Origin of the sequence: Collinsella sp. An271, assembly GCF_002159695.1 — a bacterium.
GTDB lineage: Bacteria > Actinomycetota > Coriobacteriia > Coriobacteriales > Coriobacteriaceae > Collinsella > Collinsella ihumii.
Genome location: NZ_NFJE01000002.1, coordinates 184,361 through 200,954 on the forward strand (window position 1 = coordinate 184,361; position 16,594 = coordinate 200,954).

Here is a 16,594-nt window from a genome sequence, read left to right on the forward strand (position 1 = left end):
CATGCCGTGCAGCCTCGAAATCGATGCGGATTACGGGCGGACCTGGCCGGCGCCGCCGCTACAGCCCCGCATCCCGTTTGAGCAGGGCGGCCAGCTCAGCTCTGTTATGGACGCGTAGGGTCTTATAGGAAACATCGCGCGCGGTGTTAACGGTACCCACCGCATAATGAAGCTCCGATGCGATACGGCCAGACGTCTGCCCTCCCACGACACGCAAGACCACGTCGGCCTGAAGCGCGGAGAGCCCCCGACCCGTCAGATAGCTGCGCACGCGGGTCTCGTCAAACTCGACGTCGGCGAGCGCGACAAGCGCCTGAACCTCATCGACCGCCAACCGATATCTGCGCGAAAACAGAGCAAGACACGCGACAGACGCGACACCGAAGACAAAGACCCCACCGCTGAGCACGAGCGACACCGCACCCTCGGACGCCATGCCGCCGAACAGGGGAAGCTGCGTGCGCGCATACGCAGGCAACGCATAATACGCAAGCGACGAATCGACAAGCATATCCTCATAGGCGTTGACCGCTTTGAATCCGATGAATGCCCCGATTCCCGCCCCGAGCGCCATCGCCCAGACCGCCCGGTCGTCCGCCGCCCCGATCCTCATGAGCTCGCGCAGGGCGACACCAACAGCGATACCGCAGAGCAGCAGGGCAGCAACTGTCAGCTTGTAACCCCACAACCCGAGTGCAAGAAGAGGAACAGCCGCGATAATCCTGCGCGCCGCTCGACGCGACACACCGCGCACGAGCAGAAACGCCACCGCGATCGCAGCGATGAGAACGATTGCCATAAGCAACGAGAAATCATGACTGCGCCTATTGATATCGCGCCAGATCTCCTCAGCAGCGCACCCCATGACGACGCCCACGGCGAAAAACCCTGGAGCTGCAGTCGAGAAATCCGGCGCTTCGCACGCGTTAGGCGCACCGACTGCCGCCCCGTGATGGCCCCGTTTATTCAGGAGAGCAGCCACGGCAGCCGACACGCAGCCGACGATGACCAGGCATACGCTGATGTGTGGCATCGCCCTGGAAACGATGAGGCACACAGCCGCACAGACAGCCGGAACGGCGACGATCAGCCCTTCGCCATATGGATCCTGTCGCGATGCGGACGCGCCGAGAGCACCCAGGGCAAGCATGCCACCCGCCGCAAGGAGCCCCGCGTAGAGCGCACCGACGAGGGTATCGTGAGGAAAAAGCGCCAAAGGAGATGCGCCGAGCAGCCCGGCGCGTTGCGCATGCAGCAACGTGCCGCAGAGTATCCCCCATGCCGCAAGCGCCATCCGAGCGATGGGCGCTAACGAGACCGATGACCAAGGGCGGCAGCTACCTCCCGTTACCGAGCATACGATCCGGCTCCAGCACCCAATCGACGCGACGGTCAGAAGCGCCACGATATAGGGAAGGCCGGCTCCCCAGTCTCCAAACTCACCGATCGGCAAACCGGATAGGGCGCAGCCGAGCGGCAGTGTCGCGCACGGGAGCACCGTGACAACGCGCCCGAGAGTGCCCGCCGTACAGGGGAGCGTGGGCGGCACCGTAGCCACGGAGTCTACCAGGCGATCCTCGGCGTGCCCCGGCAGCACATCGCGGGCCTGCTCAAGGGAATCAACCTCGAGCTTTCGGTACGCACGCTGCAGATACGAGCGGACGGTTGAGGCCTTGATACCGAGCTTTTCCGCCACGTGCGCCGAATTCTCGCCGGCGAGTGCAAGCTCGAGACAAGTCGACTCGCGTTCAGTCAGGCGCTCGTCCAACAGAGGGGCAACGGATACGGATGGGCCCTCATCAGAACCGTGATCCGCTTGAGACTCAACCTCAGGGGAAGGAGGCGCGAGGATCGTCACGGTCATAAGATATGTCATGAAGGCGACACCGAGCGCGCAGAACATGCGGCTGCTCACCACAAAATCCGGGGCGAAAGGCATCCAGAGCTGCGAGCATGCAGTCCACAGCAGCATGCCGAGCGCACCGGAACCGACCTCAAGCGCCGCAGCCTCCACCGCGCGCTCGGCCGGAATGCCCGCAGACGAGCGGACGGCGCAAAAACCGATGACGAACAGGCCGACTGCCGTCACCAGCACCGCTGCCATCGGCTCGCCCGCCGACCAAGTCAGCGGGGTAAATCCCGGCAGCGTAACGGAGGCGTCAGCTGGGTACGTGGCATGCGGCAGGCACCACATGAGCGCGGGCGCGCGCAACGCACCCAAGGCGACGGTTACAGCGAGCGTCACGCGCAGCGGTCCGAACGCCGCACCCGACGCGAGCCGTCGCCCTTCCATCGCCTTCGAAAGAAAGCCGACGCAGGCGATGCCAAGACCCAACGCAGACGTGAAAAACCAATATGGGAGCGTCCAAGGTCGGAGCCTCCCCGCACCCAGCAACACCTCCATGACGGCAGGCGTTCCTGCGGGCCACCCATACCAGCTTGTACCGGCGCCCCAGGCATCCACCGCGATCCCGACTGTGGCCAAGATGCCGAAAACCATAAGCGCGATGCGGGCCAGCCGACGCGGGCGCACGGGCGCACGGCCGAGTGGAATCGACACCAGCGCCGCAACGAGAAGACCCGCAGCACTATATGAATGGTGGGTCGCAAGGGAGACGGAGAGCATGTCCATCGACTCCACGGGGACGAGCAACAGTATGCAACACCAGGCGCATAGCAGTGCGCCCGTCACGGCCGTGATCAACCGCATGCCTCTCATATCGCTCGCCCCCAAGTCATCTCTCAACGTCGCCGTCCAACAAAGGCGCGTACTTAAAGCTCGATATCGAACGCTATCGTGTTGTTGTGTACGCCTATCTGTTCTTCATCATCGACCAGCATGCCGACGTGAACGGAGAATGCGCACTCCCCCGCTCGGGCCGCCTCGATATCCTCGAGCGGAACCCAGTAATACACGCTCACGTCTTTCGTCTCGCCCGTAGCGATATACGGTTGGCTGCAGGTATAGGTCTCTTCGCCACCCGTACCGTCGTCGCGCGTGTGCTCATGCGGAGCGTCGGGGGAGCCTGCCGTGAAATACCCGCCGATGCTGTACTCGCCTGCAAGCCAATTACCGGGCTCATCACGTGCGGCATAGTTGACTCCCGATTGTTGCCTGACAGGCGTCAGGCGCCATTCGCTCATCAGCATGCAGGCATCCGAATCGTATTGATCGCTTACAACCCAAAAGTCCGCATCGACATTCTCGATGGACATATTGAGCTTTGCGACCCCATACGCAACATGGCCGTACTTACCGTCTCGCGCCTCAGCGGAATCGTTGATGTCAAAGCGGAGCATCTCGTCGGTAAGCCCCGCCTCTTCATGGGTGTCGAACAGCTCGATGCCGTTCATGCGGACCTTCAGCGTCCCCCGCCAACCAACCGGCTCGCAAGCCGGGGTGCGCGCCGCAAGCTCATCGGTGTCGAGCGTATACCAGACCCCCTGATCGACATGGGTCACCTCAGCACCCGCAAGCTGGCGATACAGATTGCGTTCGCTTGGACGCATGAGCTCATCCTCCGCACGCTGGCGGTAGAGTTCCGTTATGGGATCGGCAGCCGTGGCCACCTGCCCCGTCGCGGGTATGGCGCCACCCATAGCCCACATAGCCCCGATCGCAAAGACCGCCGTCGCAGCACCTCCCGCAACCACATGTCTGTGCTCCCGCATACCTTCTTTCAGCCTGCGCCAGATCCTCGCCATGATGACCTCCTTCGCGTCTGTCGCCCTCAAGGGGCGAGGCGGGGCCGCCGAGTCCCGACCCCGCTCTACCCGCATCTTGGGTCATCGCAGGCGCAGGTGTCTGTAGTCAAGCCGTATGAAAGCACTGTCTACATCGTTGAGCTGGGCAAATATAAGATTGCTTCTTCTTGGGAAAAGACCGGAGCGGCCATTCATGTTTACATGAACGGCCGTTCCGGCCTCACATATTCCTTATGAACGGATTACGGGCGGACCTGGCCGGCGCCGCGGACCAGGTACTTGTAGGTGGTGAGCGCCTCGGCGGCAAACGGTCCGCGCGCGTGCAGCTTCTGCGTGGAGATGCCGATCTCGGCGCCCAGGCCGAACTCCCCGCCGTCGGTGAAGCGCGTGCTCGCGTTGGCGTAGACCGAGCTCGCGTCGACCTCGCGCAGGAAGCGCTCGCAGGCGGCCTCGTCCTCGGCGACGATGGCCTCGGAGTGCATGGTGCCGTAGCGGTTGATATGGGCGATCGCCTCCGAAAGCCCGCTGACGCACGCGACCGAGATCTCAAGCGCCAGGTACTCGCGGCCCCAGTCGTCCTCGGTCGCCGGCACGAAGCCCTCCCCCTCGACAAGCCCGAGGTCGCGGCAGACCGCGCACGCCGTCTCGTCGCCGTGGATGAGCACGCCGGCATCCGCCAGCCCGCCCAGCATATCGGGCAGAAACGCGTGTGCGATCGACTCGTCCACCAGCAGGGACTCGCACGCGTTGCACACGCCCACGCGCTGCGTCTTGGCATTCATGACGATGGGGCGCGCCTTGGCGAAATCGGCGCTCTCGTGCACGTAGATATGGCAGTTGCCCGTGCCCGTCTCGATGACCGGGACGAGCGACTCGCGCACGCAGCGCTGGATGAGCCCCGCCCCGCCGCGGGGAATGAGCACGTCGACGATGCCGCGCAGGCTCATGAGCGCACCGGTCGCCTCGCGGTCGGTCGTCTCGATGATCGTCACGGCCTCGCGCGCGAAGCCGCACGCCTCGACGGCGTCGGCGAGCGCGTGCGCGATGGACGCGCACGAATGCTGCGCGAGCGAGCCGCCGCGCAGGATGCAGGCGTTTCCGGTGCGGATGCAGATGCCCGCCGCATCCGCCGTGACGTTGGGGCGCGCCTCGTACACCATGGCGACAAGCCCCAGCGGCACGCTGACCTTTTTCAGGTCGAGCCCCTGGTCGATGGTGCGATGCTCAAGCACGCGTCCCACCGGGTCGGGCAGCTCCGCGAGCTTCTCGAGCCCCGACGCCATGCCATCGATGCGCTCGGGCGTGAGCAGCAGGCGGTCGAGCAGGCCGGCGTTCGTCCCCGCCGCTTTCGCCGCCTCCATGTCCCGTGCGTTCGCCGCCAGGATCTCATCCGCCCTGCTGCGCAGCTCAGCGGCCATGGCGCGCACCGCGGCCTGACGGCTCTCGTTGTCTGCAAAGCCGAGCGAGCGCGAGGCCTCCTTGGCGGCGCGCGCAAGCTGCTCGACGTACTCCCTGATATCTTGTGCCATAGGGCACCTCCGATCGCGTGTGTTCGGCGCTCATCGCCTTACAATGGATCTCGATACCGTACAGTTTACCCTGTCAGAACCTCTCGCCGGCCGCATCCCGCGCGGTTAACGGTCCGTACAACAAAAAGGAGTCCGCATGGCCCAGCTTGCAAGCTACTACGTCCCCGGCCTGTATGTCGAGGACCACAGCATCGACGTCCCGCTCGATTGGCGCGGGCTGGAACCCGCCCTGCTCGCCATGGGCATGACCATGCGCGTCGGCGCGTTTCCGGCGGAGATCCCCGGCGCCCCCGAATCCATCAAGCTGTTCTACCGCGTCGTGTGCGCACCTGAGCATGTGAACGACGACCTGCCCCTGCTCGTATTTTTCCAGGGCGGACCGGGCGGCTCCTGCCCTCGCCCGCTCTCCCCGACCAGCGACGGATGGATCGCGGAGGCGGTCAAGCACTACCGCGTCGTCCTTCCCGACCAGCGCGGCACGGGCCGCAGCTCCCGGGTGAGCGGGCAGACCATGGCGGGGCTGGCGCGGCGCGCCCAGGCCTCCGGAGCCGACCCGGCGCGCGCCCAGGCGGATTTCCTCAAGCGGTTCCTCGCGCCGTCCATCGTGCGCGACTTCGAGTACCTGCGCCTCACGCAGTTCGGCGGCAAACCTTGGACCACGCTCGGCCAAAGCTACGGCGGGTTCATCACGCTCGCGTACCTGTCGAGCTACCCCACCGGTATCGCGGCGTCGTTCACCTGCGGCGGCATCCCGCATGTTCCCGCCAGCGCCGCCGAGGTCTACGACCACACGTTCCCGCGCATGGCGGCCAAGACGCGCCAGTATTACGAGCGCTATCCGGGCGACGTCGAGCGCGTCGCCGCCGTTGCCGACATCGTGGCCGCAGGCGATGTGGCGCTTCCCGACGGCAGCCCGCTCACGGTCGAGCGGCTGCAGCTTCTGGGCAGCGACTTCGGCATGAAGCCGAGCTTCGAGCGCATGCACTGGCTGTTCGACACCGCCTTCGAGCAGGGCGACGGCACGGTCGGCAGCGAGCCCGTGCTTTCCGACGGCTTCCTCATGGGCGTGCTCGACCGCACGACCACGCGCGTCAACCCGCTGTACTGGACGCTGCAGGAGCTCATCTACGCGGACGGGACCTGCGCCCCCATCCGGTGGGCCGCGGCCGCCGAGAAGGGCAAGCGCGCGGAATTCGATGCGGACGCCCGGCCGCTGATGTTCACCGGCGAGGCGTGCTTCCCCTGGATGTTCGAGGACATGCCCGAGCTCAAGCCCTTCGCCGACGCCGTCGGCCTGCTCATGGAGGACATCGAGTTCGATCCCGTGTACAACCCGGTGCGCCTGGCCCAAAACGAGGTGCCGCTGCACGCCGCGGTCTATTTCGACGACATGTACGTGGACTCCGGCCTGCAGCTTGACACGCTGTCGCGCGTCGGCAACGCGCACCCTTGGGTCACCAACGAGTTCGAGCACGACGGCCTGCACGGCGACCGCGTGTTCCGCCACCTGTACGAGGAGGCGTGCGACGCAGGGCATCTGCACGGCCGCATGAGATAGGACCGCCCGCAGCCTTCCCCAATACGCCGCGGCGCCGCCCTCGACATCCCGAAGACGTCGAGGGCGGCGCCGCGCTTTCATGTCAGACGCCCGGACGCGCCGACCGCCTCCTTTGCTATCACGCGAAGACGATCATCTCGTCGCGATGGATGGCCGGTTTGCCGGCAAGTGCCGCCAGCAGGCGGTTTGACGCGATCTCGTCCTGGTGCCGACCGGCCGCGAGTTTGAGCTCGTCGGAGCCCGCCTGGGCGAGGCCGCGCGCGATGGTGAGCCCGCGCTCGTCGCGGACGTCGAGCGTGTCGCCCGCCGAGAAAGCCCCCTCGACATGCGTGATTCCCACCGGCAGCAGCGACGACCCGCGGCGCACGAGCGCATCCGCAGCGCCCGCGTCGACCGTCACGCTGCCATGCGTCGAGTCGCCCAGCGCGATCCACAGCTTGCGCGGGGCGATGTCCAGCCGCTCCACCGGCGGCACGAACAGCGTGCCGACCGCCTCGCCCGCAGCGAGTCGAACGAGCACGTTGGGCTCGGAACCCGAGCAGATGACGCTTGCGATGCCCGCCGTCATGAGGATGCGGCAGCTGCGGATCTTGGTGATCATGCCGCCCGTTCCCACCGATGTGGAGGAGTCGCCCGCCGACGCGATGATGCCGGCGTCGATCTTCTCCACACGCGGGATGAACGCGGCGGTGGGGTCCTCCATGGGGTTGGCCGTGTAGAGCCCGTCGATGTCGGACAGCGTGACGCACAGGTCGGCAGAGACCAGGCAGCTCACGAGCGCCGCGAGCGTGTCGTTATCGCCGAAGCGGATCTCGTCGACCGTGACCGTGTCGTTCTCGTTCACGACCGGCACGACACCGAGCTCGACGAGCCGGGTGAGCGTGTCGCGCGCGTGCAGGTAGGAGTTGCGGCGCGCCGTGTCGTGGCGCGTGAGCAGCACGAGCGAGGTGAGCAGACCGCGGGCGCGGAACTCCTCGTCGTAGGCGGCCGACAGCACGCACTGCCCCACCGAGGCGCAGGCCTGCAGGCTCGGCATGTCGGTGGGCTTGGATGCAAAACCGAGCACCGGCGCGCCGCACGCGATGGCGCCCGAACTCACCACGACGAGGTTCCAGCCTGCGTCGGCGAGCTCCGAGGCTTGCCGGGCAAGATCGGCGATGAAGTCGCGACGCAGCGCGCGATCGGCCCCCACCAGCGTGGAGGAACCGATCTTGACGACCATGGTCTTACGATCAGAGGTCATGACATGCCTTTCGTTGACACGGAGATTAAGTGTTCACAGGAAAAGGGCGGCCCCCGCCGTCTTGCGGACAAGCGCATGTCCGCCCTCGTCGACAAGAGCCGCCCCGTCGTCTCCTCGTCCAGCCAGGGAAACGCTGATCGATTGCTCTCGCGGCGGTCGGTTCCGTGGCGAGGCGAATGCAGGCGAAGGCGAGGAAGACGCAGTGGAGCTGCGCCGGCGCAGCCTGAGCGCGCAGGCACCCGCCACGGGGCCGACCGGTGCGGAATGAATAGATCAGCGTTTCCCTAGATGCGCTTCCACGGGATAGCAGAGCTGCTCGCCGCCATGCGCTCGCGCACCAGCTCGTCGCGCACGCGGGCAAGGCCGCGCTCCATGCCCACCATGTAGGACTGCGGGTACAGGAAGCGCTTGTACACGGGGTCGAGCGCATCGAGCGCGTCCTTGCAGCGCGCGCGGGCGGCTTCGATCGACTCGCGGGGAGCCGCGGCGGCGCCGTCGCGCACCACGGGCTGCAGCAGCTCATGGTACGAAAGGTCGCGCACGCTCGTGACGAGTGCCGCATCGTTCACGGCCACGAGCGTCGTGCCGTCGCCCTCGATGTAGGACTCGTCATAGATCATGTCGCACACCGGGCTGCCCGTCTCGTCCACATAGCGGCGGACCTTCTGGATGCCGGGAATCGTGCGCTTGTACGGCTGCTCGGAGAGCTTGAGCACCGGCGTCCACGGGTCATCGGCCGAGGCGCGATGCGCGGCGAGCTTGTAGACGCAGCCGAGCGCGGGCTGGTCGTAGCAGGTCGCGAGCTTGGTGCCCACGCCGAAACTGTCGACCGGCGCGCCCTGGTTGAGCAGCGACTGGATGGTGTACTCGTCCAGGTCGTTGGACACGACGATCTTGACGTAGTCGAGCCCCTCCTCGTCGAAACGGTTGCGGACATAGGCCGAGAGCTTGGCCAGGTCGCCCGAATCGATGCGGATGCCCGCCAGGCGCTCGCCGCGCGCCTCCATCTCCTTCGCCACGACGATGGCGTTCTCGACGCCCTCGCGCACATCATAGGTATCGATCAGCAGCGTGCAGTTCTTGGGACTCGAGCTCGCGAAGGCGCGGAACGCCTCGAGCTCGGAATCGAACGTCATGACCCAGCTGTGCGCATGCGTGCCCGACACGGGGATGCCGTACTTGCGTCCCGCGAGCACGTTCGAGGTCGAGGCGCAGCCCGCGACGTAGCTTGCGCGCGCGACGGCCATGCCGCCGTCGGGACCCTGCGCGCGGCGCAGGCCGAACTCCGCGACCGGCCTTCCCTTGGCCGCCGCGACGACGCGCGCCGTCTTGGTGGCCACGAGCGTCTCGAAGCCGATCGTGTTGAGCAGCGCCGTCTCGAGCAGCTGGCACTCGAACATGGAACCGCTCACGCGCACCATGGGCTCGCGCGGAAACACCAGCTCGCCTTCGGGCACCGCGTCGATGTCCACATGGGGCCTGAAATCGCGCAGGTAGTTCAAGAACGAGGGGCTGAACAGGCTGCCGCCGGCAGGTGCGGACAGGCTCGCCAGGTAGCTGATGTCCTCATCGGTAAAGCGGAAGTTCTCCACCAGGTCAGCGAGCTCTGCCGAGCCGCACATCACCGCGTATTCGCTCCCAAACGGATGATCGCGGTAGAAGGCCGTGAAGCACGCCTGCTCATCCTGCTTGCCGTTCTCCCAAAAGCCCTGGGCCATCGTCAACTCATACAGGTCGGTGAGCATCGTGATATCGGTCGGGCGCGACGCATCTGTCAAAGCCATGATTGCTCCTTTACCGTGATGAACGCGCATGTGCGCCTTGTGGCGGACGCTGCCGGCGCGCAGCGGCTTATTTTGTTGCTAGATGAGGCCGGAATTGGAAAGCCAGATGTAGATGCCGCCGCCGATGAAGCACACCATGACGATGAGGATGATGATCTTCTGCGCGGGAGGCATCTTGGGGATGCCGTCGTCGTCGGTCTCCTCGGGCGTCATGACCATGCGCTGGCCGAACGTGCGGGGCTCGTGGTCGGCAGGGCGCAGGGCCGGTGCCTGGCGCTTCAGCTGAGGGGCGGGGGCGGACTCTGCCTGCTCCGCTTTCTTGGACTCCGCGCGCAGGGCCTCGAGCTCGGCGCGCTCCTTGCGGGCGCGCTCGGCCTCCTCGCGGGCGGCCTTCTCCGCGCGCAGGGCCTCGAGCTCGGCGCGCTCCTCGTCGGTAAGCGGGGTGCTATTCTGATCGGCCATGACAGGCCTCCGATTCAATATCATCCGGACAACCGGGACTGGTATATCTGCAGAAGTATACCCGTTTCCCATCAGAGGTGTTCGCGTAGGGACGCGCTGATTTGGATGGCCGATGTCGATTGAGACCCGCCCTGGGGGCACTTTTCACGCGCATCCCATCGCGCGCCCCATGGATCGGTCCGAATCGAAAGTACGCTATAGGAACGCTGCCTTGTTGACTGTACGGTATAGGCACGTTTTTCACCCGAAAGCGTTCCTATAGCGTACCGTGGATGAGGCTGGTTTCCTATAGCGTACCATCAATCCGCCGCGTACGCGGCCTCGCGCGCTGCGCAGAGATGCGGCTCCGCCGTTCACACGCTCCGCGCCCCGAGCAGGGTTCGATTCCCCTGCGGCGGCAACGAAAAAGAGCTCCTACGCAGGTAGGAGCTCTTGGCGAATCAAGGGTGGAGACGAAGGGAATCCGCGTCCGCTGCGCGGCCGCATCCGCTTCGGCCGCTGGCGCGGCCTCGCGCGCTGCGCGGCGAACGGCTCCGCCGTTCACACGCTCCGCGCCCCGAACGGGGTTCGATTCCCCTGCGGCGGCAACGAAAAAGAGCTCCTACCTGCGTAGGAGCTCTTGGCGAATCAAGGGTGGAGACGAAGGGAATCGAACCCTCGGCCTCTGCCATGCGACGGCAGCGCTCTCCCAGCTGAGCTACGTCCCCGAGACAAGTGTTTATGATAGCAAGCAAATCTTCGCTGTCAACAACAAACTTGGCAAAAAATGGGCCGCCCCACGCTTCACGAAAATGAACCCACCTCTACAAGGTGGGTGCCCTCATCGTCCGTTCCAGCGTCCTTAACAACGAAGGATACCTGTACTAGGCGCGACTGTGTGGGCTCCCTAAATAAACTCGACGGTTCACCCAGTTGCTCCGCGTGGGGCGGGACATCTTTATCATAAAGCACGCCGTTCGCATTACCAGTCTTGACTTGTATCGATGTGTGGTGGAAGATGGAAGCACACGCCTGTATCAAGGCTCTTTAAGCGCCTGACCGGCGCTTTTTCATGTGAAGAGGTGTTTCGTATGATCGTTCGCCCCGCCGCCCCAACCGACAGCACACCGGTACTCCATGTGTATGAACGCGTTGTGCACGCCATGCGCACCTCCCCATACGACGCCCATTGGGACATGGAGTTCCACCCGACCGCCGGCGATCTGTCCGCGGCCATCGAGGCGGGCGACCTCTTTATCGCTGTGGACGATTCTGAGGACGCAAGCGGCGCAGTCCTCGGCGCCTTCGTCCTCGACACGAGCCAAGACCCCCAATACGATCAGGTCCCCTGGCTTATCGCGGAACCCGCGGACCGCACCGCCTGCATCCACCTGCTTGCCGTCGATCCCGACGCCCGAGGCCGCCGCATCGGCGCCGTGCTCGTCAACGCCGCGATCCGCACGGCGTGCGCACGGCGCATGCGCTCCATCCGCCTCGACGTCATCGCCCACAATCAGCCGGCTGTCGACCTCTACGCGTCCTGCGGCTTTACAGACCACGGCGTCTTCACGCTCGATTACGGCGGCGGGCTCATGCTTCCCGCCCATCTGATGGAACTCGCTCTGGACAACCCCGCCCCGAACGCCGATCGCGCGCTGCTGGCCCCCGCCTCGCTCGCTTCATGCGAGCTCTGCCCCCGCCGATGCCGCGCGGACCGCACCGCCGGTGCTACCGGCGTGTGCGGCGCAGGACCCACCCTCAGGCTCGCCCGAGCCGCCCTCCACCTATGGGAGGAGCCTCCGATATCGGGTGAGAAGGGCTCGGGGACCATCTTCTTCAGCGGATGCCCCCTCAAGTGCATCTACTGCCAAAACCACGAGATCTCGACGGGCAATTTCGGTATCGACGTGCCCGAGCCGCGGCTGGCGGAGATCATGCTCGAGCTGCAAGACCTGGGCGCGCTCAACATCAACCTGGTGACCGCGACGCACTTTGCGCATCTGCTGCCCGGTGCCCTCAAGGCCGCACGCGCCCGGGGCCTCCACATCCCCATCGTATACAACACGAGCGGCTACGAGCGCACCGAGGCGGTACGGGAACTCGACGGCATCGTGGACATCTGGCTTACCGACTTCAAGTACGCAGACGCCTCGCTGGGCCGGGAGCTCTCCCACGTGCCGGACTATCCCGAGCAGGCGACACGCGCCCTGGCGTGCATGGCGACGCAGGTTGCCGCGCGCGGCGGCGTCGTCTACAACGAGGACGGCATCATGCAGCAAGGCATCATCGTGCGCCATCTCGTGCTGCCGGGGCACGCAGACGACTCATGCCGCGTGCTCGACCTCATATGGAACGCTGCGGGCGATGTGCCCATCTCGGTCATGAACCAATACACCCCCAACGAGCGGATGCGCACAGATGGCGGCGCCATGGCGCGCGCCGTCACGGACGAGGAGTACAAGATGGTGCTCGACCACGCCGACGACCTGGGCTTCAGCACGGTTTTCTGGCAGGAAGGCGGAGCCGTGAGCGAAAGCTTCACCCCCGCATTCGACACGACGGGCGTCCTCAAGGCCGCAGACGGCCCGATACAGCCGAGGTCCTGACGTCAAGCAGGGCCCGATACCCTATCGCGCAATACCCGACACGGCAACCTCGACCGCCTGCTCGACATCGTCGGTAATCTGCATGAGCGAGGGGTCGAGCTGCGAGATGTTGCCCTCTTCGAGCACGGTGCCGGTGATCCAGTCAAACAGGCCCTGCCAGTACTGCGTGCCCACAAGAGCCACCGGAACCCGCTTGACCTTATGGGTCTGCACGAGCGTGAGCAATTCGAAGAGCTCGTCGAGCGTGCCGAATCCGCCGGGGAACACGATGGCGCCCGAGGAATACTTCACGAACATGGTCTTCCGCACAAAGAAGTACCGAAACGTCATGCCCAAGTTGACCCAGGCGTTGAGCTCCTGCTCGTGAGGCAGCTCGATGCCCAAGCCGACCGACGTGCCGCCCGCCACCGCCGCCCCGCGGTTGGCGGCCTCCATGATGCCCGGCCCGCCGCCTGTGATCACCGCGACGTCGCGGGCCGCGATGAGCTTTCCCGCCCGGCGTGCCGCCTTGTACATGGGGTCGGTGCGCGGCGTGCGCGCGGAACCGAACACGGAGACCGCAGGGCCCAGCTCAGCCAGGGCACCGAATCCGTCGACGAATTCCGCCTGAATGCGCATGACGCGCCACGGGTCCATGTGGAGCCAGTCCGTGGACTCCTCAGATGCCAGGAGCTTCCCGGTCGTGGTCTCGCTCGGAATCATCTGCCCGCGAAGGATGACCGGGCCCTTGTGGTAGGTGTTGCCGAGCGGGGCGTGCGAAACGCCGGAAGCAGAATCGGCTTGGGAGGAATCGGGGCGGATGTCGTCATCGGACATGGGGAGGCTCCTTGCGTCGGGTTCAACAGATGAAGGTGCCGGACGGGCACCCTATCAGCAGTATTCCCCGTTCACCCGTGAAATAGTGCGCGCCGCTCCCCGCGGGCGGTGCAAATTGGGGGACGTACCTTCCGCGTGCAAAAATGCACGCGGAAGGTACGTCCCCCAATTTGCATTTTGATCGGGGCGATCTGCTCCCGAATTGTTCGGTGTTTCCCTACAGCCCCTTGAGGTACTTCTGGAACTCGGGCTTGAACCCGATATGGTCGGGCGCCTGCGAGGGCATCTGCGGGAAGGCGTCGTGTCCCGGCAGGTTGTTGGCCTCGATGAACAGCGGGCCGTCCTCGGTGATGGCCACGTCCCAGCCCACGTAACCCATCTGCGGGATGCGCGTCGCCGCCTTGAGGCACAGGCTCATGACCTGGTCCCACAGCGGGATCTGGTAGCCGGTCAGCAGGGTGCCCGTACGCGGATGGCGCTCGTAGACATGGTAGTTCTTGTCGCAGGCGGGACCGGCGATCTTGCCGGTCTCCAGATCGACCACCGAATACATGCCGCCCGCGTTGATATTGTCCACCGGTCGGTCGGAGTTGCCCATGCGGATGCACGCGTAGATCACGTGCGGCTCGCCGTCGGCCAGGATGGTATAGACGCGGATGGTGTTCACCGAGCCGGGATTGATGGCGGCCATGGCAGGATGCTGGACGACAACGTCCTCGACCAGGTCGATATCGGCGCGCTTCAGGTAGTCGTACATGGCGTCAAGCGAATCGAAATCCGCCTTCTTGAGCTTCTCGACGCCCTGGCCGCAGGACTTGTCGCTCGGCTTGGCCATGATCTGGTCGCGATCGGCCATGAAGGCGATGAAGTCCTCCTTGGGGCATGCCGAGAAGTGCAGCCACCCGCGGTGCAGGTAGTCGGAGAAGTTGGTGTAGAACTCGAACTTGTCGTCGATGCAGTGGTAGTACTCGGGGTCGTTCAGCATGCGCACGATGGTGTTGTTGACGCCGCGCGTCACGAAGGTCGCGCGGTGGGCATCGTCCATGTTGTAGAACTCGAGCAGGTCGTAGTCCTTATAGCCCGCGCCGAACTTGAAGCCGCATTTGACGATATCGAAGAACAGCCAGGCGCGGTTCTTGCGGCTCTTCTCGTGCACGCGGCTCACCGTATCGAACAGCGCGCCGTAATCCATATGGGCGATACAGCGAAAGATATATCCGAGACGACCCATGCCGGCCCCTCCCTCAGATCTGCAAATCAATAGCTTGTTGAGTATAGCTCAGCTCGCACACCGCCTTGCATGGAGAGCCGTAATATGGGACCCCTCCACAGATGATTGAAAAGCGCGATCACGCTGCAACGACGACGTGCAACAATGATGCCGAGGGGACCATCGGCCAGGTGTCCGCGCGCCCGGTACGGCGCCGACGGGCGCGCAGGGCCGACCGGTATCTCCCAGAAGAAAGGAGCCCGTCATGCCCAAGACGACACCCGACCGCCGCCAGCGCGGAGACGACCTCACCCGCCGCGAGCGCGGACGCGCCGCGCGCGAGGCATGCCCCCGCTCCTCGCACGGGGCCTGGACTGTCGAGGAGCACCGCGACGAGGTCATCGACCTGATCGAGGAGCAGTCCTCCGAGCGCGTCCAAGAACTCATCGGGCTGCGCTACGAGCGCATGGGGGCCTCCCCCTTCACGTTCTATCGCGGCAGCGCCATCATCATGGCGCACGACCTGGCGAGCACGCCGAGCACCGGCATCGAGGTCCAGTGCGTGGGCGACGCGCACATCGCGAACTTCGGGATCTTCTCGAGCCCCACCAGGCACCTGGTCTTCGACATCAACGATTTCGACGAGACCGCTCCCGGCCCGTGGGAATGGGATATCAAGCGCCTCGCCGCGAGCGTCGAGATCTGCGGGCGCGACCGAGGCTTCGACCCGTCGGAGCGAGAGGATGCCGTGCGCGCCTGCGCCAAGGCGTACCGCAAGAACATGGCGCGCTTCGCCGAGATGCGCGAGCTCGATATCTGGTACGCGCATCTCGACGTCGAGCAGACCGTCGGCCAGTTTGAGGAGGAGCTCAACGGCAAGCAGAGCAAGACGCTCCGCCGCGCCATAGAGAAGGCGCGCGCAAAGGACAACGTCCGGGCGGCCGACAGGCTCGCTCGCTGCCGCGAGGACGGGACGATGCGCTTTCTCAGCGAGCCGCCCGAGCTCGTCCCACTCGACGACCTCGGCCGGTTCGAAGGGGCCGACAGCGCCGAGGTGGCCCGCCGCATCGGAGCGCTGTACGCCGGCTACCTCGATAACCTTTCGTATGACAAGCGCTGCCTGGTCAACCGGTACCGTCCCGACGACATCGCGCGCAAGGTCGTCGGCGTGGGCAGCGTGGGAACCCGCGCCTGGGTGGCGCTGCTGCACGGCAAGGACCGAGACGATCCGCTGGTTCTGCAGATCAAAGAGGCGGGGGCATCGGTGGTCGAGCGGTTCTATCGCGCCGCCCCGTTCTCGTCCCATGGCGAGCGCGTCGTCCAGGGGCAGAAGCTCATCCAATCGACCAGCGACATCCTGCTCGGATGGACGGGCATCGAGCTTCCCTGCGGCCGCACGCGCGACTACTACGTGCGCCAGCTGTGGAACGGCAAAGGCTCGATCGACCTCGAAAAGATCGGCGAGGAGGGCCTTGCCAGCACGGCGCGCCTGTGCGCCTGGGCGCTCGCGCACGCGCACGCGCGCACCGGGGACGGCGTGGCCATCGCGGCGTATCTGGGAGACGGAAACGCCTTCGACGATGCGCTCTGGGAGTTCTCGCAGGCCTACGCAGACCAAAACGAGGCCGACTACCGGCTCTTCTGCGAACGCCTGCTCTCCTAGCGAGACGCCGATCGATTCATTTCCGCACACGGCGGCGCC

Annotated in this window: 10 protein-coding genes, 1 tRNA gene and 2 pseudogenes; 4 read left to right on the forward strand and 9 right to left on the reverse strand. The window is 65.4% G+C overall.

Features of this window, described 5'->3' with window-relative positions:
• Positions 1–58: 58 nt before the first annotated feature.
• The 3 genes and pseudogenes from B5F74_RS02480 to B5F74_RS02490 all read right to left on the reverse strand — a co-directional run.
• On the reverse strand, positions 59–2,632 hold the full coding sequence (locus B5F74_RS02480) for a LuxR C-terminal-related transcriptional regulator (protein WP_158095671.1): 2,574 nt from the start codon (positions 2,630–2,632) through the stop codon (positions 59–61).
• A 140-nt stretch (positions 2,633–2,772) separates the two neighbouring features.
• Positions 2,773–3,705: a hypothetical protein gene (locus B5F74_RS02485; protein ID WP_066834420.1), complete on the reverse strand. Its 933-nt coding sequence runs from the start codon at positions 3,703–3,705 to the stop codon at positions 2,773–2,775.
• Positions 3,706–3,947: 242 nt separating this feature from the next.
• Positions 3,948–5,249 (reverse strand): annotated as a pseudogene (locus tag B5F74_RS02490) (glutamate-5-semialdehyde dehydrogenase); the annotation flags it as partial.
• 121 nt (positions 5,250–5,370) lie between these two features.
• Between B5F74_RS02490 and B5F74_RS02495 the strand changes: the two are divergent.
• Positions 5,371–6,792: an alpha/beta fold hydrolase gene (locus B5F74_RS02495; RefSeq protein WP_087199745.1), complete on the forward strand. Its 1,422-nt coding sequence runs from the start codon at positions 5,371–5,373 to the stop codon at positions 6,790–6,792.
• A gap of 118 nt (positions 6,793–6,910) precedes the next feature.
• Here the strand turns inward: B5F74_RS02495 and proB are convergent, their stop codons facing one another.
• The 4 genes from proB to B5F74_RS02515 all read right to left on the reverse strand — a co-directional run bounded on the left by proB (position 6,911) and on the right by B5F74_RS02515 (position 10,988).
• Positions 6,911–8,035, reverse strand: a complete 1,125-nt coding sequence (gene proB / locus B5F74_RS02500) for a glutamate 5-kinase (protein WP_066834415.1) — start codon at positions 8,033–8,035, stop codon at positions 6,911–6,913.
• Between the two features lie 284 nt (positions 8,036–8,319).
• On the reverse strand, positions 8,320–9,819 hold the full coding sequence (locus tag B5F74_RS02505; RefSeq protein ID WP_087199747.1) for a nicotinate phosphoribosyltransferase: 1,500 nt from the start codon (positions 9,817–9,819) through the stop codon (positions 8,320–8,322).
• A gap of 78 nt (positions 9,820–9,897) precedes the next feature.
• A complete protein-coding gene (locus tag B5F74_RS02510) occupies positions 9,898–10,281 on the reverse strand; it encodes a hypothetical protein (RefSeq protein ID WP_087199749.1) in 384 nt (127 codons plus the stop codon).
• Between the two features lie 634 nt (positions 10,282–10,915).
• A tRNA-Ala gene (locus B5F74_RS02515) sits at positions 10,916–10,988 on the reverse strand.
• Between the two features lie 468 nt (positions 10,989–11,456).
• Between B5F74_RS02515 and B5F74_RS12580 the strand changes: the two are divergent.
• Positions 11,457–11,813 (forward strand): annotated as a pseudogene (locus B5F74_RS12580) (GNAT family N-acetyltransferase); the annotation flags it as partial.
• A gap of 57 nt (positions 11,814–11,870) precedes the next feature.
• On the forward strand, positions 11,871–12,866 hold the full coding sequence (locus tag B5F74_RS02520; RefSeq protein WP_239283331.1) for a radical SAM protein: 996 nt from the start codon (positions 11,871–11,873) through the stop codon (positions 12,864–12,866).
• 21 nt (positions 12,867–12,887) lie between these two features.
• Here B5F74_RS02520 and B5F74_RS02525 read toward each other — a convergent pair whose 3' ends face one another.
• On the reverse strand, positions 12,888–13,682 hold the full coding sequence (locus B5F74_RS02525; RefSeq protein WP_087199753.1) for a TIGR00730 family Rossman fold protein: 795 nt from the start codon (positions 13,680–13,682) through the stop codon (positions 12,888–12,890).
• A gap of 217 nt (positions 13,683–13,899) precedes the next feature.
• A complete protein-coding gene (locus B5F74_RS02530; RefSeq protein WP_087199755.1) occupies positions 13,900–14,913 on the reverse strand; it encodes a sugar-transfer associated ATP-grasp domain-containing protein in 1,014 nt (337 codons plus the stop codon).
• 244 nt (positions 14,914–15,157) lie between these two features.
• On the opposite strand from B5F74_RS02530, the gene B5F74_RS02535 reads away from it, so the two are divergent.
• Complete coding sequence (locus B5F74_RS02535) at positions 15,158–16,555, forward strand: DUF2252 domain-containing protein (protein WP_087199757.1); 1,398 nt, start codon at positions 15,158–15,160, stop codon at positions 16,553–16,555.
• The last annotated feature ends 39 nt before the right edge of the window (positions 16,556–16,594 follow it).